Annotated in this window: 19 protein-coding genes; 9 read left to right on the top strand and 10 right to left on the bottom strand. The window is 62.0% G+C overall.

The window, feature by feature from the left end; genetic code table 11:
• Positions 1-30: 30 nt before the first annotated feature.
• Together leuS and holA are read right to left on the bottom strand one after the other, a co-directional pair.
• A complete protein-coding gene (leuS, locus tag VMH22_10290; GenBank protein HTW92084.1) occupies positions 31-2,550 on the bottom strand; it encodes a leucine--tRNA ligase in 2,520 nt (839 codons plus the stop codon).
• Between the two features lie 36 nt (positions 2,551-2,586).
• Positions 2,587-3,681, bottom strand: coding sequence for a DNA polymerase III subunit delta (gene holA / locus VMH22_10285; protein ID HTW92083.1), 1,095 nt, complete (start codon positions 3,679-3,681; stop codon positions 2,587-2,589).
• 387 nt (positions 3,682-4,068) lie between these two features.
• On the opposite strand from holA, the gene VMH22_10280 reads away from it, so the two are divergent.
• The 4 genes from VMH22_10280 (at position 4,069) to VMH22_10265 (ending at position 10,827) form a co-directional block, all read left to right on the top strand.
• Positions 4,069-5,922, top strand: coding sequence for a T9SS type A sorting domain-containing protein (locus VMH22_10280; GenBank protein HTW92082.1), 1,854 nt, complete (start codon positions 4,069-4,071; stop codon positions 5,920-5,922).
• Positions 5,923-6,255: 333 nt separating this feature from the next.
• A complete protein-coding gene (locus tag VMH22_10275) occupies positions 6,256-8,520 on the top strand; it encodes a T9SS type A sorting domain-containing protein (GenBank protein ID HTW92081.1) in 2,265 nt (754 codons plus the stop codon).
• Between the two features lie 3 nt (positions 8,521-8,523).
• Positions 8,524-8,841: a hypothetical protein gene (locus VMH22_10270; protein ID HTW92080.1), complete on the top strand. Its 318-nt coding sequence runs from the start codon at positions 8,524-8,526 to the stop codon at positions 8,839-8,841.
• A 114-nt stretch (positions 8,842-8,955) separates the two neighbouring features.
• On the top strand, positions 8,956-10,827 hold the full coding sequence (locus VMH22_10265) for a hypothetical protein (GenBank protein ID HTW92079.1): 1,872 nt from the start codon (positions 8,956-8,958) through the stop codon (positions 10,825-10,827).
• A 49-nt stretch (positions 10,828-10,876) separates the two neighbouring features.
• Here the strand turns inward: VMH22_10265 and VMH22_10260 are convergent, their stop codons facing one another.
• The 8 genes from VMH22_10260 to VMH22_10225 all read right to left on the bottom strand — a co-directional run bounded on the left by VMH22_10260 (position 10,877) and on the right by VMH22_10225 (position 18,943).
• Positions 10,877-11,542: a transposase gene (locus tag VMH22_10260; GenBank protein HTW92078.1), complete on the bottom strand. Its 666-nt coding sequence runs from the start codon at positions 11,540-11,542 to the stop codon at positions 10,877-10,879.
• A 575-nt stretch (positions 11,543-12,117) separates the two neighbouring features.
• Entirely contained in the window at positions 12,118-13,050 is a 933-nt protein-coding gene (recO, locus tag VMH22_10255) for a DNA repair protein RecO (protein ID HTW92077.1), read from the bottom strand.
• Between the two features lie 123 nt (positions 13,051-13,173).
• On the bottom strand, positions 13,174-14,115 hold the full coding sequence (locus tag VMH22_10250) for a CNNM domain-containing protein (GenBank protein ID HTW92076.1): 942 nt from the start codon (positions 14,113-14,115) through the stop codon (positions 13,174-13,176).
• A 99-nt stretch (positions 14,116-14,214) separates the two neighbouring features.
• Complete coding sequence (locus VMH22_10245; GenBank protein ID HTW92075.1) at positions 14,215-15,450, bottom strand: hemolysin family protein; 1,236 nt, start codon at positions 15,448-15,450, stop codon at positions 14,215-14,217.
• 94 nt (positions 15,451-15,544) lie between these two features.
• Positions 15,545-15,937, bottom strand: a complete 393-nt coding sequence (ybeY, locus tag VMH22_10240) for an rRNA maturation RNase YbeY (GenBank protein HTW92074.1) — start codon at positions 15,935-15,937, stop codon at positions 15,545-15,547.
• Positions 15,927-16,907 carry a PhoH family protein gene (locus tag VMH22_10235; GenBank protein ID HTW92073.1) on the bottom strand — a complete coding sequence of 327 codons (981 nt, stop codon included), beginning with the start codon at positions 16,905-16,907 and terminating at the stop codon, positions 15,927-15,929. Before VMH22_10235 ends, ybeY begins: the two co-directional genes overlap by 11 nt.
• A 90-nt stretch (positions 16,908-16,997) precedes the next feature.
• The gene (locus tag VMH22_10230; GenBank protein ID HTW92072.1) at positions 16,998-18,077 is read right to left on the bottom strand and encodes a hypothetical protein; all 1,080 of its coding nucleotides are present in this window, start codon (positions 18,075-18,077) and stop codon (positions 16,998-17,000) included.
• Positions 18,074-18,943, bottom strand: a complete 870-nt coding sequence (locus VMH22_10225; GenBank protein ID HTW92071.1) for a hypothetical protein — start codon at positions 18,941-18,943, stop codon at positions 18,074-18,076. The genes VMH22_10230 and VMH22_10225 overlap by 4 nt, the downstream gene beginning before the upstream one ends.
• 72 nt (positions 18,944-19,015) lie before the next feature.
• On the opposite strand from VMH22_10225, the gene VMH22_10220 reads away from it, so the two are divergent.
• The 5 genes from VMH22_10220 to VMH22_10200 are packed head-to-tail and all read left to right on the top strand — an operon-like array spanning position 19,016 to position 23,330.
• Positions 19,016-19,636 (top strand): DNA-3-methyladenine glycosylase I, encoded by a 621-nt coding sequence (locus tag VMH22_10220; protein HTW92070.1) that lies wholly within the window; start codon positions 19,016-19,018, stop codon positions 19,634-19,636.
• Positions 19,637-19,639: 3 nt separating this feature from the next.
• A complete protein-coding gene (locus VMH22_10215) occupies positions 19,640-20,005 on the top strand; it encodes a four helix bundle protein (protein HTW92069.1) in 366 nt (121 codons plus the stop codon).
• On the top strand, positions 19,998-20,867 hold the full coding sequence (locus VMH22_10210) for an MBL fold metallo-hydrolase (protein ID HTW92068.1): 870 nt from the start codon (positions 19,998-20,000) through the stop codon (positions 20,865-20,867). Before VMH22_10215 ends, VMH22_10210 begins: the two co-directional genes overlap by 8 nt.
• A 2-nt stretch (positions 20,868-20,869) precedes the next feature.
• Complete coding sequence (locus VMH22_10205; GenBank protein HTW92067.1) at positions 20,870-21,556, top strand: DUF554 domain-containing protein; 687 nt, start codon at positions 20,870-20,872, stop codon at positions 21,554-21,556.
• A 55-nt stretch (positions 21,557-21,611) separates the two neighbouring features.
• Complete coding sequence (locus tag VMH22_10200) at positions 21,612-23,330, top strand: metallophosphoesterase (protein ID HTW92066.1); 1,719 nt, start codon at positions 21,612-21,614, stop codon at positions 23,328-23,330.
• Positions 23,331-23,336 lie beyond the last annotated feature (6 nt).

Genomic DNA, 23,336 nt, shown 5'->3' with positions numbered 1-23,336 from the left:
GGCGAATGGCGAATAGGTCGGTTGCCACGGTCACTCCCTCACCAGAACCACGTTTACCAGGCGATTCTTCACATAGATGACCTTTGCGACGTGCTTGCCAGCGAGGAGCGCCATGAGGCCGGGCGCTGCCAGCGCAGCCTTCTTGACTTCATCTTCGGTGGCGGTGCGCGGCACCGTCACCCGGTCGCGCAGCTTTCCATCAACCTGCACGGGAATTACCATCTCGTCGAACACCAGGAACTTCGAATCCACTTCCGGGAACCGCTCGTTGAATAGCGACCCGGCATCAGGGCGGGCCCGGTGCCACAATTCCTCGGCCAGGTGCGGCGTGAACGGTGCCAGCAGACAAATGAACTGCCCAAGCGCAAACCCGAACACCGCCGAATCCCGGTCAGCGAAAGAGATAAGCTCGTTCAGGAACTCCATCTGCGCCGCGATGGCCGTGTTGAACTGGAACCCCTCGCAGTCAGTCACCGTCTTGGCAATCGTCTGGTTCAGACGTATGTAGAGCTTCCTCTCGTCGGCGGTCAGCCTTGCCGTGTCCGGCCGGTCGAACCGTGCGCGGCCTGGATTATCCTCGTATAGCCGCCAGAGCCGGTTCACGAAGCGGGTGACGCCGGTCACCAAGTCGTCAGTCCAGTCCATCCCCTTCTCAGGCGGCGCGGCAAAGAGCACTGCCAGCCGTCCGACGTCGGCTCCGTGCTCGGGCACAAACTCGCCGACCCAGACCCCGACGCGCTTGGATGAGGACATCGTCACGCCGTTGAGGGCTACCATCCCCTGGGTGTGCAGAGTCAGGCAGGGCTCTTCGACCGCGAGCATCCCCATGTCGTGCAGCGCCCTCGTGAAGAACCGGAAGAATATCAGATGACCGGTTGCGTGCTCGATGCCGCCGATGTACTCGTCAATCGGCAGCCACTTGTCCGCACTTGCCTTGCTGAAGGGAAGCTGGTCGTTGTGCGCGTCTGTGTACCGTAGATGATACCACGACGAATCGACGAACGTGTCCATCGTGTCCGGGTCGCGCCGTGCCGGCCCGCCGCACTTCGGACAGGTAGTATTGATGAACGACTCGACGCCCTCCAGCACCGACTTACCCTTGGGCTTATAGTCCTTGACGTCCTCGGGCAATAGCACCGGCAATTGATCCTCGGGCACCGGCACGACGCCGTGCTCCGGGCAGTGAACCATCGGTATCGGCGTACCCCAGTACCGCTGCCGCGACACCAACCAGTCCTTCAGCCGGAAGTTGACCATCCGGCGACCGATGCCCTGCTTCTCAAGGTGCGCCGTCACCTTCTCGATGCCCACGTCCGAACGCGTGCCGTCAAAGGGACCCGAGTTCACCATGGTCCCAACGTCGGTGTAAGCCGCGGCCATCGAGGAGGGTTCAAGGGTTCGAGGGTTCGAGGGTTCAGGCCGGATGACGACTTTGATTGGAATCTTGTACTTGCGGGCGAACTCGAAGTCGCGCTGGTCGTGCCCGGGCACGGCCATCACCATCCCGGTTCCGTAGGAACCCAGCACGAAGTCCGCGAGGTAAATCGGCACCTTGTCTCCGGTCAGCGGGTTGACCGCGTACTTACCGGTGAAGACGCCTTCCTTGTCGCCGGTAGCGGCCAGCCGCTCGATTTCCGGCCTGACGTTGATACGCTTGCGGAACTCGTCAACTTCCTTCTCGTGTTCCGTTCCCTTCGCTATCGTCTCAGCCAGCACCGAGTCCGGGGCCAGCGCCATGAACGTGACCCCGTAAAGCGTGTCCGGCCGGGTCGTGAACACCGGTATCTTCTCGCCGGTCTCAGCCAGCGTGAAATCGACCTCGACACCCTCGGACCGCCCAATCCAGTGCCGCTGCATCGTACGCACGTTCTCGGGCCAGCGGTCGAGCTTATCGATGCCGTCGAGCATCTCCTGGGCGTACTGGGAGATCTTGAGGAACCACTGCGTCAGCTTCCGCTTCTCCACGGTCGCTTTGCACCGGTAGCAGAGCCCGTCTTTGACCTGCTCGTTGGCCAGCACCGTCTGGCAGTTCGGACACCAGTTCACCGACGCTTCCTTGCGGTACGCCAGCCCGCGCTCGTAGAACTTGATGAACAGCCACTGATTCCAGCGATAGTACTCGGGCAGGCAGGTCGTTACCTCACGGTCCCAGTCGTAGCCGATGCCCAGCAGCTTCAAGCTCTGACGCGCGGTCTTGATGGACTCGAACGTCCAATAGCTCGGGTGATTCCCGTGCGCGATGGCTGCGTTCTCAGCCGGCAGGCCGAACGCATCCCACCCGAACGGGTGGAGCACATCATAGCCCTGCATCTTCCGGAATCGGCAGAGCACGTCGCCGATGACGTAGTTCCGGCAATGGCCCATGTGCACGTCTCCCGACGGATAGAAGAACATGACCAGCACATAGAACTTCCGCTTCGGGTCCGGGTTGGTCCGGAACGTACCTTGCCCGTTCCAATACGCCTGCCAGCGTTCCTCAATCTCGCGCGCCGGATAGGCGATGTGCGTACGGTCGCCGCTCTCGTTGCTACCTGACTCTTCATTCGCCATGGTCCGATGACTCCTACCGTCCTGGTCTTTCACTTGCTACCTGACATCCAGGGCTTTCTTCACCCGGCCGCGAGTTCGGTCACGCCGCACCTTGCGCCTCAGGCAGAACTCGGGCGGCCGAGCCTCAGCGTAGATCGAGCAGTAACGCTCGGACTCCGGGCACGCGGCGCAGACGGTGAACATCTCCAACAGCGCGAACGGCTCCGGGTGCCCGCTGATGATATCCCGGTTAATCTCGTATAGCTGGAGCAGGCACAGCCGGATGAGCTTGTCGCCGTCCCGGTCAACGGACCGCCCCAGGAACGCGCCAGCCAGCCATCCGACGATCTTCACCGGCTCCTCGCCCCAGTTGCGCAGACGCTCGAGCACTGCCAGCGCGCCGGCGCTGTCTCGTCGCACAACCCGTCCGACATACTCGTTAAGTTCGAACTCGCGCGACTGGCCCGCCAGCCTTCGCACGTCATCCTCGGCAATCGTGTCGCCCGGCTCAACCGCGGTCGCGAGTTTCTCGATCTCACCCAGGAGCAGCGTGGTCTCTTCCCCGGACACATCCAGCAGCAGCCGCATGGCCCCCGGCTCAAGCGAGATACCGAGTTCCTTGGACCGGCGGTGAAGCAGAGCCGACAGCTCGGCCGAGTCCGGCTGCCTGAGGTCAACCACAAACCTGGTGAGGCCCGCTCCGGCAATCGCCTTCTGCATGGGCCCGCTGTAGTCGCAGGTGAGCGCCACCGCGCACTCGTTCGGCAGCGCAGCCAGTCCGGCCAGCAGTTCGCCGAGCTGGCCCGCCGGCTGACGCTTTGCGCCCGGCGCCTGGCGATCGGCGCTCTGGGACCGGCCCTTCGACAACTGCTCAATAGCGCGCGCCACGACCAGCCTGCGCTTCGACGCCACCGGCGGCTGACGAACGTGCTGCAGCAGAATCGGAACCTCCAGTTCACCGGCGTGAACCGACTCAAAGTCGAATGCTTCCATGCCGGGCTGGACCAGCGCTTCCTTCAGCGCCCGCAGCAGCTCGTCGGCCGCCGCTGAGTCCGCCCCGAACAGGATGTAGACCGGCACGAACTTCCCGCGTTTGATGTCTGCGAGAACCTGCGCTGGTTTGCGTGGTGAACCGGCCGAAGAACCTGCCACTGCTCATGATATTCGCCGATGCCGGGCTGTCAAATCCGCCGACCGCATGCCCGGCGACGACACGGAGCCGAAGCTAGGCCCGAATGCAGACAAATGAGGAATTCGGATCTCAATCGTCATTCGTGCTTCGGATTTCGGGCCTGGAGACCCTGACTGCACGGAGTCTGTTTCGCTCCTGTCTTCGTGGCTGTCTATTCCGGGTCCAGGGCCGCGGAAAAAGTGCTCTTGACCGGCGACGCTATCGAGATAGAATGGCAGCGGTGCGGTTACCGCTAGGCACCTGCACCGTCGTCCGGGCCGCGCTGCGCTGTCCCGGCCCGGCGTCATACGGCTTTCAGGACAAAGAGAAATACGGCTCTGTCCAGTCAGGGCCCCAAAGGAGGACTGATGTTCGCGACCGTTCTGTCAATTGTGCTGGTGGCTTTCAGCCCGGCCGGCACGGCGCCGACCCATGCGCTGGCGCCAGTCGGCTTCTTCCCGCGCGCGCCGCTTGGCGGCGGTGGCCCGGATACGTACGGCTACCGGTATCTGGACTCGGATACGAACTGCCCGGGTGCTCCGACCTATAGCTGGAAGAGCATCAAGGGCGTAGGAACCAAGGTAACGGGTCTGCTCGACGACAACGTCGAGGGGCCGTTCTCAATCGGGTTCAACTTCCCTTACTACTGGTACCGCGTCAACTCCGTCATCGTCGGCTCGAACGGCTACATCTCGTTCGGCGACGCAACCATCGACCGCTACCCGTTCAAGGGGATTCCGAATACTGCGAAGCCGAACAACCTGGTGGCCCCGCTCCTGTCCGACCTCGACTGCACGGACACGGTCTCTACTAACGGCTCAGTCTGGTACTGGACGAACCACAGCGACAGCTTCATCGTCGAATACGACAGTATCAAATTCTGGAGCACCGGCGGCAACAACACCTTCCAGATTATCCTGACCAAAGCCGACTCATCGATCAAGTGCCAGTACCAGCAGCAGAGCGGCACTCCGTACGGCGGCTGGGCTGACACGACCATTCAGGTCGGCATCGAGAACTTCACGGGCGCCATCGGCCTTAACTATCTGCACGGCACGACCCCGGTGGCCAACGCCATCCACGACAGCCTGGCGGTCCGTTTCTTCCCGCCCGAGTCCACCACCCTGCACATTCACGACGTTGGCGTCCGCAACGCGATGAATGACCGCAGCGGCGGCATGTTTACGGTCAACGGCCGGCCGCTGTCGTTCTGGGCAGTCGTAGAGAACTACGGCAACCAGGCCGAAGCCGGGTACCAGACCTACTTCAAGGTCACGAGGCAGAGCGGCGGCGCGGCTCTCTTCTCTGACTCGATCTGGGCTTCGCCGTCCAACCCGGGCATTGCCGAATCTCTGCTGCTCGGCAACGCCTGGCGTCCGAGCACGAACGGCACCTACATTATCAAGATATTCACGAAGCTGACCGGGGACATGGCACCTTCGAACGATACCGCGACGATTGAGCTTCACGTCGTCACGATGCCGGCGCTTCTCACCTATGACAACGGCACCGCGGGCAACATGTGGTACTTCTTCTACGCGCACAACGGCTGGGCCAACCGCTTCGTGCCGCCGGTGTATCCCTGCACGGTACAGAGCGCGCGGGTCTACCTGGCTGAGCGGGCCGCGGCTGCGAATACGTTCGTGGGCATTTTCGCCGACAACGGCCCGGGCGGCATACCGGGCGACACGCTCTACGACTCGCTCGTCAGCGTATCTACGCAGCAGTGGTACACGGTGACTCCATCCCACTCGGTGGTCATCAACAGTGGCGCGTTCTACGTCGGTGCGGTCTCGACCGTGGACAGCGAACCGACGTTCGGCACGGACTCGGTGCCGCCGCTTTCGTACCAGAAGTGGGAATGCCTGTCCGGCACGTGGGCGCCGGACCCCGACCAGAACCTGCGTGACGTAATGATGAACGCCACGATATCCGGTCCGGTCGGCATCTTCGAGACGACGGATCCGGCTCCGATGAAGGTTCCGGCACGGATCGACGTCAGCCCGAACCCCTTCGGCGGTATGACCTCCATCCGGCTGCTCAACCCGACCGGACGCGAGAAGGCGTTCGAAATCTACGATGCTACCGGCAGCATCGTGCGGACGCTGGCCATCAACCGCGGACGGGCCATGCTTGACGGGAAACGGCTGGCGGACGGCATCTACTTCGCCCGCATCGCCGGGACCGAGGCGCCTGTCGCCAAAGTCATCGTCACGCACTAGGCGAGTAACTCTACACACAGCGGCGGGGAGGCGACTCCCCGCCGTACTCTTCTTGCGCCCGGCACGGACGCTGTTTCGTATCGTGAGGATTGGTTGCACCAGCTCTTCTCTGGGCTTGACAGAAAGACATGTGGTTCTAGACCGATGCGACTGGGGCGACGCTTAGGACCGAGACTTCTCGCGTCAATGACGCTCTGTCTTGCAGCAAAGGCCGTTGGCAGCGGGCTGTCCTTCCAATGGCGGGCAGCGGGGCAGGAATCCCTTGGGCGGGTGCATTCGCGGATGCAGGCGATGGCGGTTTGACCTTGGAGGGGTTAGGACTAAAATAGTCCTATGAAAAGGACATTTGTTCTTCTCTTGGGGTTGGGATTTGTTGTGTTCGCGGTTGCGACGTCGCCGATGCGAGGCGAACTGGCGTTCCGAGACTCGCTGCGCAGGATTCCGCCGAAGATGAGGATGGAGTGGATGCACTCCAGGGGAATGACGAATTCCGAAGTCCGAATGACGAATGCCGGACCAACGGCAGGCGACTCGGGGTTGAAACTAGTCGGCAAGTGGGGTCGTGGGCCGGCGGCGGAGGTCACGGGGAAGGAGACGCTGGTCGTGCTGACGCTGGGCAGCGAGGTGGCGCTGCTCAACTTCGCCAAGCCGGACAGCCCGCAGGTGCTATCTGAGATTCAGTTCCCGTCGCTCACGGCGCAGTCTTATCTTGAAGATTCTCTGCTCTATACCAGCAGCAACGCCGACCTTGAGGTCTGGAACGTATCCGACCCGACGCAGCCGGCCAAGCGGGGAGTGTTGCAGGCTCCGGTCGGTGACTTCTGGATACGGGACACGTTCCTCTTCTACATCCGCAGCGACACGTTCCATTGTCTCAGCATTGCCAACTCAGCCAACTTGCGCGAGCTGGGTTCATGCATTGAATCGGGCTCAGTCACGACCGGCTCGGGCAACATGGTGGTCGTGTGCCAGAGCGGAGGTTTCGCATTCGTTGACGTATCAAACCCGGCCGGCCCGCACGAGGTCAGCACCTATCCCTGCGGCTACACGCTTACCGCCACGGCCCGTGGTAGCCTCGTTTGTGCAAGCTACGAGGAAGCCGGTTACCCGTACCCAACCCGCTTCATCACGCTGGACATCTCGATACCGAGCTCGCCGCGCCTTCTGGCCAGGCTAAACGACCTCGGCGGCTACGATATTTTCCTTGACGGTCCGCTGGCCTTCGTTTCGGGCGGTGACAAGGGCACGGAGGAACCGCTGCCGTTCCAGATACTGAGCATTGCCGACAGCTCGCACCCGGCGTTCATTGATTCGTGCCGGACCACGACCAGGTATCCGTATGGTGTATGGGAGAACGCCGGGCTGGACCGCGCGCTGGTGGCCGGCGAGTACGGTGGCCTTGCCATTGTCAATGTTGCCAACTTGAACAACCCCGTGCTGGATACCATTGTCATGCACGCTGCTTCAGCGGAGGACGTGGCGGTTGACGGGCACTACTGCTACGTGGCCGACTTCATGGCCGGAATACGGATACTCGACATGTCTGACCTGTCAAAACTCGCCGAAGTGGGAGCGGTCGATACGTTCTACGAAGGACTTATGAGCTACTCGGTCACGGCTCGCGACAGCATCATGTACGCTTGCTTTTACTTCCCGTACTTCCGCACCTACGGCCTATCGAACCCTGCCCAGCCACAGCCTCTCGGAGCCTGCATTCCTCCTGACGAAGAACCTCTGGCCATGGTGCTACGGGACAGTTTTGTCTACGCGGTCCAATATAGCCGGTTCGACGTAATCAACGTCGCCCGCCCGCCCGTGCCCGTCGAAGTGGGGACATGTAGACTTCCAGATGCCTCGGTGGATCTGTTCCTGCAGGATACACTGGCCTACGTGGGAAGCTGGCCGTCGCCGATCATCGATGTGAGCGACCCCACTCATCCGGAATCGGTCGGGTGCTTCCCGATGCCGCTTACCGGCGTGTACGTCAGAGATACACTCGCCTATCTCGCGATGGATTACGACTCCATGTTTGTTTTCAGCGTCGCTAACCCGGCCGCACCCGTACGACTAGGCGGCCTTGATTTCTCAGGCGGGCAACATTATGCAGTGTTCAATGAAGACATTGAGGTCATAGATACAATCGCCTACATAGGCGGTACGTCTATCAAGTTCGTGAGCGTAGCCGACCCCAGGAATCCGCGCGAAGTCGGGACGCGCTGGAAGCCGCCGTCCCTGGCCGTCAAACGGCTGACCTGGGTGGCCCCATATCTCTACTTGGCTTGCGATGACGGCGGGGTGTGCATCGTGGAGACGTTACTGAGCGGCATCAGTGAGCCGGCGAGACAGTCCACGCTGAATCGCGTCCAAGTCGCGCCCAGCGTTACTCGGGGTCCGGTTCTCGTAACCGCGAGCATGCCGGTGAGGACCATGGAGCTGGAGGTGTATGATGTAGCAGGGAATCTAGTGCGGAGGAAGACCGGCTCCGCGAAAGGGACCGTGTCTGTGGACCTGACGAGTGCGCCTGACGGCGCGTATCTGGTCATGGTCAAAACGGAGGAAGGCAGAAGCACAACGAAAATCATAAAGACCAGGAGGTAACGTATGAGGAGAGCAGCGTTCTTGCTGCTAGTTCTGGCCGGGGTGATGTGGCCGCTGGCCAAGAGTTATGACGTAGTTCCGTACTCGGACAACATCGGGACGGTATCGGGCGACCTCTCGCATGGCGTCTCCCAATATGTACGCAACACGCTGGACAGCATTACTCAAGTCAGCTTCTGGGTCGGGGACACGATTGATACTTCGAGGTTCAACATAAGGATAGAGGATTCGGTAACGAGTCACCGGATCGCACACTTCGAGGGCGCGCACGCAACGCAATGCTGGTACTGGATGAACGTACCACTCGTTCCTGACCCATAATACAAGCCGGTTCGCGGACGAACCTATCTCATCAAAGTCACGCGGCCGACGACAGGCGCGGCGATCTCGTTCGGATACGACCCGAGGAACCCGTACCACTTCGGCAACGCTGTTGTGACGGGCAGCAGTCCGTCGCTACCCGATACTGCCGACATCGCGCTGCGCGTGGAGGGTCTGCATGATACGATTGACTCGTTGGACTTCGGGGCGTGTGAGGTTTCGTGGTGGGGGTTGCCAAAAGATGGCTTTGACCCAGCGGAGTTTGCTGAGTTGACGAGTAGTGCTCATGTACGGACGGTGCGGCTCGACGTCGACTGGCACGAGATCCAGTTCGGTGGACTCGATAGCTGGAGTTACACGAATCTCGACTCATCGCTGCGTTTCTTGGACAGTGCCGCAGGGTGCCGAATCCTGGGGCTGCTAACGCAGGTGCCCGACTGGGCGAGTTCGCGGTTCCAAGTCAATGATACTACACACGGGACGACGTGGTGCTATCGGTCCCCACCCCGTAGGTTGGAATACTCGGCCGCCGACACCAACAACTATCTGGTGCGCTACCTGAGACATCTCATCGCTCATTGTGATAGCTGTCGCTACGCGATTCACGACTGGGAGGTAGGAAACGAAGTCAATAGCGAGGACTCGGTCGACCCCGGCGCAAGCTGGTGGGTACACCCGAATTTCTACTACACCGGCGATTCCGCCCCGCACGTGGGGCCGGGACTTCACGACATGTGTGCACTCTACGTCCGCTACGCCATGGTGGTGGACTCCGCGGTTCATGCCATCCAAGGGCATGAGGCCGACCGGATTGCCGTGAACTCGGTAAACTGGGTGAATGATACCTCGGGCCGATTTGACTCCCGCGGGCCGATCTACGCCGGGAGGGATTGGCTGCGAGAGTTCTATGGTCTGGTCAATGGGAAGCCACCTTTCTGGGATGCAATCTCGGCGCATCCCTACCAGGAGACCTTACCACCGAGTCCTCCGAAGTGCTGGCCGTTTGAGCCTCGGTCGCTGGAGGCACACGCTGAGACGTTACGCAGCATCATGCGCCAGTATGGGGACTATGGCGAGTTATGGAACACCGAGCACAGTATGCCGGGGAGCTGCTGGTGGGATTCATCGTGGATCGACTCTACCGTCTCGACGCCGGAACAGGAGGCAGACTACTGCTGCGAGACATTCACGACGGCGGAGGGCATGAAGGGACTGCCCGGAGGTTGCTTCGACCGGAACTACTGGTGGAAGCTCCGGGCGGCGGACATGCTTGAACACGAGGGGCTTGTGTGGGCCCACGGGAACTGCCCGAATGTGCCGCTTTGGGCCTTCAAGCAGACCGCGGAGAGACTCACCGGCAAGCGGCTCAACGGACGGGTGTTGACTGGCGACACGGCAATCGACGCGCGCTCGCGGATGTATGAGTTCGAGGACCCGGCCACCTCCAAGAAGACGTGGGTGTGCTGGAGCAACAAGGTCACGGCCCCGCCGATCTCTGTCACGCTCCCGGCACGGTCGGACACGACGTTTGCGGTCGCTCTGGACTATGGCGATCACTCTTCGCCGAATTCGAGCTACGCAGATGCTGACGGCTGGCTGCGGGAGAACCTTGGGACTCGGCCGATTTTCATCGCCGAGAAGAGCAATCCGTCGCGGCCCGACTTGGTGGTGGATAGCGTCAAGTACATTCTGCAGGCACCGAACACCGTGTTGGCGTGGGTCACGAATCGTGGCAACCGGGCAACGCCTCGCCAGTCACCGGGAAATCAGCCGTACCCGACGTGGGCTGTGTTGTGTGCAAACGGAGATTCCCTGACCCAGCAGGTCTGCACCGACTCGATTGGGGTGAACCAGCAGGTCACATTCAAGTTCAATCTCGGCATCGCTCAACCGTCGTCAGTCCTCCTTACGGTCAAGGTGAATCCGGCCCAGATCTACGTCGAACTCGGGACCGACGACAACGCCGGGTATGTGCTAAAGCCGTAGCCGCGGCATCCGAGACCACACCTCCTATTTCGGGGACACAATACTTATCTCAAGTCCGTTGCCGCGGCTTGGGTCCGCGCCTGAGTGGAGCCAGCGTTCGGCCAGTCCTGGCTTCGAGCGATTCGACGAAGTCGCTGTTCCCCAGGGGACGACCGTTGCGCGTGTGACGGCGAATGAGTTCCAGGTCGGTGCTGTCCTGCTCGCCCGTGAGATACTCGCGCCAGTCCTCTACCCGGTTCAGCATCGGCTTCACCTTCACTAGTGTATCGTCACGACCGCGTGCATGAGCCGCCGCGCTGGACCAGGGATACTGCCATGGCCGCTCGACCAGACCGGCCCGCACCGGATTCAGTTCTACGTAGCGGACCGCTGCCAGCAGGTACTGCTCATCGAGCGGGTATGATGAGAAGCGTCCCTGCCAGAGGTAACCGCGCCAGTTCTCACGCTGATTTACTCGGACTGTGTACCGACGGTGGGCCTCGCCGATCGCCCGGGCAAGACCCTGTTCGGTATCGGGTACTGCTACGAGGTGCACATGGTTGGGCATCAGGCAGTACGCCCAGATCTCGACTTTCTCCTGCCCGCACCATGCGGCCATCATTCGTACATACGCCTTGTAGTCGGCTGTGCTGAAGAAGACCGGCTGGCGCCGGTTCCCACGCTGGACAACATGATGCGGCACCTGCGCCGCAACCACTCGCGCTATTCTCGCCATGCCCGAGCTTACACGTCACCCTCTCCAAAGTCAAGTGTAATTAAGTATTGTGTCCCCGAAATCCCCCAAAGTGCATGTGGGCGGGGGATGAGAGTTTAGTCTTTGGATACATGCCCGCGGGACCAGAAACCAGTCTAACCACTTGAATAATCGAGCGCTAGGCCGCCTTCCCGAAAGTCCCCTCCCTCGTCCGGGGGATTGCCTACCGAGTCATCTGCGAGGTTGTCCGATCCGTTGCCCTCTCCCTTGTCCCGGGGGTTGCATCCCACGCAATTCCCCGAGGAACTCCCTCCGCAACTTGCCCGGTTGCCGCACCGGTTGCTCTCCGGTTAGCTTTCCCGGTTAGTCTACCCGTTGCTCCACCCGTTCCTCTCCGGGTTGGTCGGAGCGTTGCGGCCCGACTAACTCCGCGGGTTCCTGTCCGGGTTGGTCCCGAGGTAGCTCCGGCCGTTGTTCTCCGGACTGCCCGGAGAATTGCTTCCCGAGTTGCTCGCCGAGTCAGTCCGAACGTTGCGCCCGGACAGAAGGACCAAGAAATCGACAGGTTGCGTAGCGGATAACGGGTTGCTGGCCGGCTAAACTTTGCGCTCGAGGCCCGCGTGCCAGCGGAAGGAGTTGAGCACGAGCGGGTCGAAGTGGTGGCCAAGGAAACCGAGGACGAGGTCGAGAGGAGATTGCAGATTGTAGATTGTAGATTGTGGATTAGCGGATGAGGAGACGGGAGGCGGAGATTGGAGATTCTCCGGATCGGAATCCTGGCGGCCTTGGCGTTCTTGGCGGTTGTCTCCGGTTGTCGGCTCCGGACCAGACGAGAAGACGTGCGCGATCTCGGCGGCAGGGGTGTAGAGCAGGAAGGCGATGGCGTCGAGGCCGGCAGGATCGAGCCTTGTCCCCCGCGGGTTCTCACCGGCGCAGCGCGGGCAGACGATGCCGCCGCGTCCGGGGTCGAAGTAGGCCGGGCGCTGGCTCTCGATGGGACGCTGGCAGATGAGGCAGCGACGGAGTTCGGGCCGAAACCCAAGAAAGCTCGCGGCCTTGAGCAGGAAGGAGCAGACAAGAGCAGAACAGGGAGTCGAGAGTCGAGAGTCGGGAGTTGAGGAATACGGCGGGAGCGACTCAAGGGTTGAGAGGTAGCTGAGAAGAAGCCGGTAGAGATGTGGGCTCGGGTCGTTGGGCTGCGTGACCCGGAGAACGAATTCGGTCATCTGTTCGGCGGCGAGGAAGCGGGACAGGGAGTCGGGAGTGGGGAGTTGAGAGCAGCTGAAGGAATGGACAAGCTCGGCGTCGGAGAGCGTGAAGAGCGTGCGGTTCTCGCGCATGTAGTATATGATGCGGGACTGAGCGAAGAGATCGAGCGCAGCGCCGAACTTGCTCCTGAGCCGGCGCGCGCCTTTGGCCAGGCAGCTTACCTTCCCGTATTCAAGCGTGAAGAACATCAAGAGCTTGGACGACTCGTGGTAGTCCTTGACGCTGAGACAGACGGCCTCGGACCTGACGATTCTACGCACGGCGCTCAGAATCGTAATTACCAAGTCCCAATTGCCAATTCCCAGCGAAGGCGGAGCTGTTCTTGTGAATTGAAAACTCGTTGGGCATTGGAAACTGGGGATTGGTCATTCTCTCCGCCGTCATCATTCGGAGCGGATTTCGCCCACGAGCTCTTCGATCAAGTCCTCGAGCGACACGATGCCGGTGACCTGATGGTCTACGCTCTCGACGGCCGCGAGGTGCTCGCCGCGGCGCTGCATCATGCGCAGGACCTCCATGGCGCGGTCGGTCTCGTTGACCCGCGGTATCTTCCGGACGCGCCAGGCCGGAGCCGAGAGCAGGTCCTTGGCGACGATGACGCCGGTGATGTTGGCAAGGTCGCCCTGGTAGACCGGGATGCGCGAGTAGCCGAACTGACTGATGACCGCCAGCACCTCGTTCAGACCGGCGGTGTGGGGCACGGCTTTCACTTGCCCGAGCGGGATGCGGACCTCGGCGACCTTCATGGCCGAGAACCGAAAGAGCCGTGACACGATGTTCGTCACCGTTCGGGGCGAACCGGACTCGGTGTCTCGCCTCTGCATGGCTGCCAGGAAGTCCTGACGCGTGAGCGGAAATCGCTGGCCGGTACCGGCGACGGGTGCGGCGAGCAGGCGGGCGATCCCGGAGAGGACCAGGACGGCGGGCGCGAATACCAGACGGCTGACCGACAGAGGCAGTACGGCCCGCTGCAGCCAACGGTCGGGGAACGCCTGGGCCACTGCCTTGGGTACGTAATCGCCGATGATGATGGTGAGGACGACGACAATGACAACAGCCGCGGTGGCCGATGCCGGACCGAACTGTCTCTCGAAGAAGTGCGAGAAGAGCTCGGTAGCGAAGACGACGCAGAAACTGGTGCCGACCAAAGTCACGACCACGGTCGACTCGCGCCGGTCCAGGAACTGAAGTGCGGACTTCGCGCCCGGAAGGTTGTGGCTTGCCCAGTTGGTCAGCCGAATCCAGTTGGCGCGGTAGACGGCAGTTTCCGACCCGGCGAAGAAGCCGGTGGCGAGAATCAGGACGAACCCGAAAAGAAGTTCCATGTCAGGCGCAATTCCCAATTCCCAATTGCCAATTCCTAACGAATGCAGAGCTATTCTCCTGAGTTGGACATTCGTCCGGCATTAGAAATTGGGGATTGGTCATTTCCTCTTTATCAGAACTTTCTCCAGCTTCGGGCCGTCGGTCTCCTTCACGATTATCTCGAGGGAACGATGGGCGATGACGTCGCCCTCGCGAGGGAGCCGGCCGAGCCTGTCCTGTATGAAACCCGACAACCTCTCGTGCCCGAGCCCGGTGAACGCACGTCGGAAGAGCCGGTTGAGGGTCGCAAGGTCGATCTCACCATCCACCAGGTAGCTGTGCTCGTCCAGCTTGGAGTAAGGCAACTCCTCGGCCACGTCGTGCTCGTCGACGATCTCTCCGAAAACGGCTTCGAGCAGGTCTTCGAGCGTAACCAGCCCCGACGTCTGGCCGAACTCGTCGACCACGACCGCGATGTGCGAACCTCGGCGCCTCAGTTCGTCGAGCAGCGAGGGCAGCCGCTTGACCTCAGGCACAAAGTAGGCCGGGCGGCACCGGGAACAGACCGGTGCGCCGGGGTCGGCGGCGCTCAGCAGATCCTTGGCGTACGCCGTGCCGCTGATGTGGTCGATGGTGTCGCTGTAGACCGGAACCCGGGAGAAGCCTGCGTTGCGGCAGACGACGATTGCCTCACGGATGGTCATACCCTCGGGAATGGCGACGATGTCAATCCGCGGGGTCATCACTTCGGAGACAGTGCGCCTCTCGAGACCGACGAGGTTGGCGAGGATGTCCTCCTCGGAACCGAGCAGGACGCCGCGCTGCCTGCCGATGTCGATCATCGTATGGAGTTCATCGTCGGTGAGCGTCTCCGGTTCGCGCCGACGCGGAGTCAGTCGCCGGCTCACCATCATCAACAACGCCGTAAAGGGCCACAAGAGCAATCTGGCTACTTCGATCGGACCGGTGACAAGTGGCGCAAACCGCTCCGGGCTTCTGCTGGTCACCACCTTGGGTGTAACTTCGCAGAACATGAGCAGCACCAAAGTCAGGACGATTCCGCCGACGCCGAGCAGCAGCGCCTCATTCATGCCGTGGCGGCGGGACAGCCCCAGCAGCATCAGGGTGAAGATGCTGGAGGCGGCGGTGTTGACGACGAGGTTCCCAAGCAGCAGAGTGCCAAGCAGGCGGCCCGTGTCGGATAGCAGCGCGTCAATCCGTCGTGCCGCCTTGGGGCGGCTATTCCTCAGCTCCTCGCGCCTGCCCGGGGTCAGGGAGAAGAGTGCGGTCTCCGAGACGGCGAAGAAGGCAGACAGGACGAGCAGGACCAGAATGACGAGCAGGTGCCAGAGCATGGACTAGGCAATTGAGTCTGCAGTCTGCAGTTGGCAGTTGGCAGTCATGTCCTGACCCCACTGCGACCTGCAAACTGCAAACTGGTCATTGTCCTCAAAGGTATTTGTTATAGTACGGTTCCATCTCGCGGTGGGTCAGGCCGAGCAGATGCAGCAACCCGTGGAGCACGAGTCGGCGGAGTTCCGACGCGTAGGTGACACCGTATTCGCGCGCCTGGGCCCGCGCCCGGTCGCGCGAGACGTAGACCTCGCCGAGAAGCCTGGGTTCGCCCGGCAAATGCGACTCAGGCGAGTTGAATGAGATGACGTTCGTCGGCCGGTCGCGTCTCAGGAACCGGCGATTAAGCGCGTGTATTTGTGGATCGGTCACGAAGACAACGTTCACGACCGAGGGCTCCGGCTTGAGGTCACGGTCAATCCGGCGGCAGAGACGCCGGATATCGGCACGCAGGCGGCTGTCCTGCGTCCCGTAGATTTCAGGACGCATCAGCGCCGGTAGCCTTCCGGTTCTCGTACGCGCGGATGATGCGCGAGACCAGCGGCGGCCGGACCACGTCGGCGTCGGTCAGGTGGACGATGCTGATGCCGGTGACGCCTTCGAGCCGCTCGACCGCCTCAATCAGGCCGGACCTGTGCTCAGCGGCAAGGTCGATCTGGGTGATGTCACCGGTGACGATGGCCTTCGAGTTCCAGCCGAGCCGGGTCAGGAACATGCGCATCTGAGTCGAGGTGGTGTTCTGCGCCTCGTCGAGAATAATGTAGGCGTCGGATAGAGTCCGGCCCCGCATGAACGCGAGCGGTGCGACCTCGATAACTTCCTGCTCAATCAGGCGCTGGACCCGCTCCATCGGCATCATGTCGAACAGGGCATCGTAGAGCGGACGCAGGTAGGGGTCTACTTTCTCCTTGAAAGTGCCGGGCAGGTAGCCGAGCGACTCTCCGGCCTCCACCGCGGGCCGGGTGAGGACAATGCGACTCGAGTGGCCCGAAACGAGGGATTCAAGCGCCGCGGCGACCGCGAGATAGGTCTTGCCCGTTCCGGCCGGCCCGACCGCGAGGATGATGTCATGGCGCTGCATCGCCTGCAGGTAGCTCCGCTGGTTGCGCGTCTTCGCGAATATCGCCTTCCGGGGAGTCTTGATCGCGAGCACTTCCGGCTCGGAATCGCCCGCGCCGGGTTCGCGGCAGCGGCGGATCCGGTCCACCTCAGCGTTGATGAGCTCCGGGCTCAGGGGTTCGCCCTGCCGGACGCGCGCGAGCAGCCGGTCGAGCAGCCTCATCAGCTCGGTTTCTTCGGTCTTGGGGCCGTGCAGCATGATCCGGCCGTCGCGCACGACAATCGCTGTCTTGTAGTGCTTGCCGAGGGTAGTCAGATTGACGTCGGCCGGGCCGAGCAGGGCGAGGGGGTCGATGTCCTCGACCGAGATGGAATGGCTGCAACTGTTGTCCGGTTTCACTATTCTCTGGTCGGGGTCTTGATGGTATTGTCCAACTGGCACGCTATTGTAGGCAGGAGAATCGGTCGAGTCAAGGATATGGGCGTCCGCTCAGGCAAGCGCGTATTCGAAGCGGACCGACGGCGTTCCGGCCTCCAGCAGCGCGTGCCGGATATCCGGATGCGGAACAAGAACCGGCAAGTCCACGTTGCGGAACTGCCAGAGGCCGCGAGTCGCCGCGGCCAGCGGGTCATCCTCCGGCAGCCCCAGCAGCAATGCGTGATAGCCCTGTCCCGCACAGCGGTTGCAGACCCACCGCAGCAGTCCTGCGAGTGCGTCCCCGCGTTCCGGTTCAGCCGCCGCGTACGTCGCGTGCAGCACGCGCAGTTCCTCGCCTGGTGCCGGCAGGCGAGCGAGGCTGGTCAGGGCGGTGGCCGAGTTGAGCAGACGGCGGAGCCAGACTTCGATGTGGCCGTACCCTGCAACCATGACGCGGCGCAGCGCGCGCTGGTCCCAGATACCGAGGGTTGCCACGATGCTGCCTCCGTCACGGGCCACGGCCAGGTTCTCCGTCCCCGCCGCCATCAGGCCGGCTTCATCGACAACCGGTGCCAGGACGTGCCGCGAATAGCTGCGTTTGACTAGTTCCAGGATCGCCGGCAGGTCCATCGGGGTCGCACGGTCGCAGGCGATACCGCGCCGGACCAGATGGCGTGGACCGAGCAGTATCGAAGAGACAACAATTCTGCGACCCAGGATAATGTCGTCACGATTTGCCGCAAAGAAACGGGTCACCCGCGGGTTGCGGACGTTCGCGAGGCCCAGGCCGAGGCGCACGCCAGCGGCCCGGCTGCGTAGCTCAGCCTCGGCGATGAGGCGAGGATATATGCCCAGGCCGCGGCCGCCTCGCTCGACTCCGGCCAGCGCGAAGTAGCTGGTCGGCACTGGTCTGCCGCGCAGCAGGAATGTGAGCCGGCGCGTCTCAAGGAAGCCGGCCACTTGCCCGCGCACCTCGGCGACCAGGATGTCGAACCCGTCACCTGCCGACTGGCTGAACGCTGCGAAGTCGGGCGCGCGGTCGATGCCGAGTCGGACCCTGGCCGGGAATGAGGCTGTGCGGGCGATTCGAATCAGGGCGTCGTTGTCCGATGGCTGCCAGGCGCGGACGATGACCGATTTGGGTCCGTTCATCGTCGCTTCTCGACCCCGCCTATGGTTCGGCGCAGCAGCAGACCGAGGTTGACGCGACCAATCTGCAACAGGTCGTCGCCGCGTTGGTAGTCCAGCACACGGCGGCAGAGCTCGTTGCAGCGTGGGTCGGCGTGCTTCGCGACCTGGTCCCATGTCTTGTGGAGAGGCGCGGCTGCGGCAATGTACCCGTCGCTGACCGCGAAGGTCTCCTCGTCGAATCGACTCTCCGGCCCGGCTGCGAACTCGGCGCCGTGCCTTGACACCAGGAGGCGGGCAATGGCCAGAACCGCCGGTGAAGGACGGCGGCGACGCCGATAGTGAGGGAACACGTCGACGAAGGCATCGGCGAAGATGCCCACGATGTTGGGTATCATTGTCGCGGAGGCAACCCAGTACTGTCGGAATCCGCGCAGCGCCAGGATGTAGGCAAGCGGCCAGAAGTAAACCGAACCGATGGTGCTCTGCCGCGACCTGCCGTCGGATACCACTAAGCCGAGCTGAAACACTTGGTGGACCCGACCGTCTACCGGGAGTGCGTACGCCATCACGGTGCTGAACGCGATCGCCCTACCATCTCGGTCGTACAGGCATGTCACCACGCGGTTGCACCAGGGGGCGCGACCCGGCAGGAATACGCCGTATTCGGGTACGGTACCGAGCCGGGCGAGTGCCACGGCCCTGACGTCCTCGCGGAGCCGGTCCAGTTCGGACCCAGCCATCCAGCGTCCGGGGAAGCGGAAGCAGCGCAGCCGTCGGCCCGACGACAGGCCGACGCCAAACTCGCGGGGGCTGAATCGGAGCAGCAGTTTCCTCTCGACAGTGTCAGGCTGGACCGAATCAGGGCGGCCCAGCAAGGCGAGTAGCATATGGGACGACATCAACGGGGTCAAGCGGTGTGGCTTGACCACGAGCGGAGTTTGAGGTAACGTGCCTGCACCATGTCCGCTGACACCATAACTGCAAAGCCCGTACGACGCTGCCCGTGGCCGGCGGACAACGAGCTGATGATTCGCTACCACGACAGCGAATGGGGCGTGCCGCTGCACGACGACCGGAAGCTGTTTGAGTTCCTCGTGCTCGATGCCTTTCAAGCCGGACTGAGCTGGGCAATCGTCCTGAAGAAACGCGAGGGATTCCGAAGGGCATTTGCGAACTTCGACCCGCGCAAGGTGGCGAGGTTCGACAGCCGCAAGGTACAACAACTGCTCGCCGACTGCGACATCATCCGCAACCGCATGAAGATAGAAGCCACGATCGCCAACGCGCGTGCCTTCCTGGCGGTAAGACAGGAGTACGGCAGCTTCGACCGCTACATCTGGCAGTTCACCGGCAGCAAGACCAAGAAGAACCGATGGCGGGCCATCGGCCGGATTCCCTGCCGGAGCCGCGAGTCCGATGCAATGAGCAAGGACTTGAAGGCGCGCGGGTTCCGCTTCGTCGGTTCGACCATCTGCTACGCATTCATGCAGGCGGCAGGGATGGTGAACGATCACCTCGTCGGTTGCTTTCGGCACTCAGAGGTTCAGGGAGCAGGGAGTGAGGGAGGAGGGAGGAGATGAGAAATGGATGAGAAGCCGCACCGCCGACTCACGGTATGGATGAAGGCAATGGATTTCGTCATTCAGGTGCACGAGGTCACTGCGCGATTCCCGGCCGCCGAGAAATTCGGGATGGTGTCACAGATGCGGAGGGCTGCCCTGTCTATTCCCAGCAACATAGCGGAGGGATCGGCCAGAAAAGGGCGCAAGGAATACGTCCGCTTCCTGTACACGTCACGCGGCTCGCTCAGCGAGCTCGATACGCAGGTCGAAGTCGCGGCCCGACTGCGGTACATTTCACCGAAGACGGCCGGCGAGCTTCAGAGCAAGCTGGATGAGTTGAGTCGAATGTTGAATGGTCTCATTGGAGCATTATCGCGCGATGACTGAACTCCTCCCTCCTCTCTCCTCCCTTACTCTCTTTCCAAGCCGTTCCATGTCCTACAACGCCGGCGTTCTCGTTTACGGCAGGGACGCTCTGCTCATCGACCCTGGCCTTTTCCCTGACGAGATTGACCGGCTGCGGTCCCACATCTACGCGCACGGCGCAAGCCCGACGTACCTGGTCGTGACCCACAACCACTGGGACCACGTTCTCGGTCCCGAGTACTTTCCGGGAGTGCCGGTCGTCCAGCTGCAGGAGAGCCAGGCGGTGCTGGCCGAGTCAGGTGCACGAATCGAGCGCCAGGTTACCGAGTGGGAACGGCAGTCGGGAGTGCAACGTGACATGCCCTTCCTGCTGCGCGAGCCGGACCAGACTTTCGCCGACCAACTCGAGCTCAGGCTCGGGGACAGGACGATCGAACTGCTACACGCGCCGGGCCACGCGCCCGAACAACTGGTCGTCTATGACCAAAGCGAGACCACCCTCTGGGCCGCGGACATGCTGAGTGACATCGAGATTCCATTTGTGATGCACAGCCTGGAGGCGTATCGCCAGACTCTCGACCGACTTGCGCAACTTGATGTGACCACGCTCGTGCCGGGCCACGGCACGCCGGCCAGCGGCCGGTCGGAAGTCAGGGCGAGGTTCGACACGGACCGCGCCTACCTTGCTGAACTGCAGCGCAGAGTGGAAGCAGCAGTGGCAGCAGGGCGACGCATCTCCGATGCTCTCAGAGACTGCGCCGGCATGACATACGCTGACCGCGACCAGAACAAGGAAGCGCACCGTCTGAACATCGAAACCGCCTTCATCGAGCTCGGCGGGCAGGCCGATGCCAAACACCCGGGCTGGAACCGGTTCCAATAGCGATGAGGCTTCTCGGGACGCTGATTAACGTCGGCGCTGTCATAGCCGGCAGCATGGTCGGCACCTTCTTCCACGCCCGTCTGCCCAGACGGTTCACTACCGTGGCGTTCCAGGGCATCGGCCTTTTCACGCTGTTCATCGGGTTCACAATGGCCGCGAAGACAAAGAGCCTGCTTGTGCTTGTCTTCTCGATAGTTCTGGGCGCGATTACCGGGGAACTGCTCGACATCGACCGGCTGCTCAACCGATTCGGAGAATGGCTGAAGGCACGACTACAGCTCGGCGGCGAGCGGTTCGCTGAGGGACTGGTTACGGCGTTCCTGCTCTTCTGCATGGGCTCGATGACCGTGCTCGGTGCAATCGAAGAAGGTCTGGGCGGCAGGCCGAACCTGCTTGTGGCCAAGTCGGTGCTCGACGGGTTCGCGTCGCTGGCCCTCGCCTCTTCGCTCGGAATAGGCGTTCTCTTCTCGGTCATCCCGCTGTTCATCTACCAGGGCGGGCTGACCCTGCTCGCCGGCTCACTGCACGCGGTGTTGTCAAACACCGTAGTCGGTGAGGTCTCGGCTGCGGGCGGCTTGATTCTCATCGGTCTGGGTATTACTATTCTCGAAATCAAACAGCTCAAGGTTCTGAACATGCTTCCAGCGCTGGTGTTCGCCGGCGTGCTGGCAGCGGTGTTTCTCAGATAGGGACCAGGGGTCAGGGATCGAGGACTAGGAGCAAAACGGAAGAGAGGAGACATTCATGAAGAGAGTGATTATGACAACTGTGTTCCTGCTGGCGGTGGTGGCGGTCGCGGCGCCGGTCAGGTTCGCGATACTCGGCGACCGGACCGGCGACCACCAGGACAGCGTCCACGAGAAGATCGTGGCCGAGGTCGCGAAGGCCAACCCCGATTTCGTCATCACCGTCGGCGACCACATTGAAGGCTACGAGCGGACCGACACGCTGAAGCTCGACCAGGAGTGGAAGGAATACAAGGCCATTATTGCCCCGCTGAAGATGCCATTCTACTACACGCCGGGCAACCACGACATCACCTTCGACAACGCACTAGGTCCGTATGAACGAAACGCAGGCAAACCCTACTACTCGTTCGACTACAAGGGCCTGCACATCACCGTGCTCGACGCCAGCCGCTGGGAAGCGAGCGAATCGCTGCCGGCAGAGCAGCTCAACTGGCTGGCTTCCGACCTGGCCGCTGCGCGCAAGGCAAAGTTCAAGCTCGTCTTCTACCACAAGCCTTTTTGGACCGCCTCTCTTGCTGAGGGTAAGCCGGATACCCTGCACAGCCTGTTCAAGAAGTACGGCGTGAACGCGGTGTTCAACGGCCACATCCACGAGTATTTCAGCGCGACCTATGACGGCATCAAGTACACGGCGATCGGCAGCTCCGGCGGTGAAACCGAGACGGGCCCGACCGGCATTCTCTATCACTGGGCGATGGTGACCGTGGACGACGAGAAGGGCATCACCATCGAGCCGATTCTGCTCGGCGGAGAGAAGCGGGCGTGGAACGACGTGACCTGGGAAGACATCCAGTCCGTGGACCGGAACGAGCTGACCGGGCTCAGGTTCAGCCGGCCGGTGCTCGTCGGCGACAATCTCATGGCTTCTGATACCGTGACGCTCATCATCAGGAACCGGCCGCTTGAGACTCCGCTTCAGGACACGCTCCGCTGGGACGTACCTGCCACCTGGAATGTCTCACCCAAGGCGGCGGCAGTCAGCGTCGCTCCCGGAGCCGAAGCCGAGTACCGATTTGCCGTGGCCGGCGCGGGCCGGCCGTTCCCGGCGCCCAAGCTGACGCTCCGGTTCCCGTACGCCAAAGGCAAGTCGAGTCCGATTACCGCCTCGCTCGACGTGGCCCGCACCGCCCGGTGCGGCTTCGTCAGGAAGCCGCCGGTGATTGACGGCAAGGTCATCGAGAAACTCTGGCAGAAGCCGGTTATGGACCTTTTCACCAACGACAGCGAATCGATGAAGACCGACTCGGTCCGGTTCTACTTCGCGGCCGACTCAACGGATCTCTACCTCGCCGCTGTCTGCTTCGACCCGCATCCGGAGAGTCTCAGGGCCAATGCCACCGAGCGCGACAAGGGAGTGCACCTTGACGACTGCGTCGGCTGGTTCCTTGCGCCTGATACATCACGAGGCGTCATCTACCAGATATACTTCAACCCGAACGCGGTCGTGCTGGACCAGAAGATAACGGCCAGCCCGGCGGGCAAGATGGATGTGGACATGTCCTGGAACGCTGACGTGGACGTTAAGACGACGAAAGGCAAGAACTACTGGTCGGTGGAAGCCAAGCTGCCGCTGGCCCAATTCGGAGTCACTGCGAAGCCGGGCAGTGTCTGGGGCCTCAACTTCCGGCGCAAGCAACCAGGCCGCAAGGCGAATGCCGACTGGCAGCCCATCACCTACGACCCGCACGGCTTGGGGCTGATGCTCATGAAGTAGACTGTA

The organism is bacterium (genome assembly GCA_035505375.1).
Taxonomy (GTDB): domain Bacteria; phylum Hydrothermota; class Tepidihabitantia; order Tepidihabitantales; family Tepidihabitantaceae; genus UBA2258.
This window is presented reverse-complemented; position numbering and strand designations above follow the sequence as displayed.